Raw genomic sequence first — 467 nt, forward strand, 5'->3', positions numbered from 1 at the left:
ACCGTGTGGTCGGCGCTGGACGCCACTCCGTGTGGACTCGGCTCCCGCGACACGCTCCGACTGGAGATGGGCTATCTGCTCTCCGGGCAGGACTTCGACCCAGAAAACGAGCCTCGAACCCCCTACGAGGCCGGTATCGGCTTCGTTGTCAAATTGGACACAGAGTTCGTGGGCCGCGACGCCCTCGAACAGCAACACGAGGCGGGCGTCGACGAAACCTTCGTCGGCTTTACCCTCCTCGACCGGGGTGTTCCCCGGCACGGCTACGACATCGCCACCGAAGACGGCGAGGTCATCGGCGTGGTGACGAGCGGGACGATGAGTCCGACCCTGTCGGAACCGATCGGTCTCGGCTACGTCCCCGTCGAATACGCGGACGACGGAACAGAGGTTCACGTCCTCGTCCGCGGCCGTGAGAAGCGCGCAGAAATCGTCACACCTCCCTTTATCAACCAATAATGTTCGAA

Annotated in this window: 1 protein-coding gene; it reads left to right on the plus strand. The window is 63.0% G+C overall.

What is annotated here, in order from left to right:
• A partial coding sequence (locus tag DVK01_RS21310; RefSeq protein ID WP_304999848.1) for a glycine cleavage T C-terminal barrel domain-containing protein occupies nucleotides 1-459 on the plus strand: 459 nt, incomplete at its 5' end.
• Between the last annotated feature and the right edge of the window lie 8 nt (nucleotides 460-467).

Origin of the sequence: Haloarcula sp. Atlit-120R (assembly GCF_003665885.1) — an archaeon.
In the GTDB taxonomy this organism is placed as follows: Archaea; Halobacteriota; Halobacteria; order Halobacteriales; family Haloarculaceae; genus Haloarcula; species Haloarcula taiwanensis.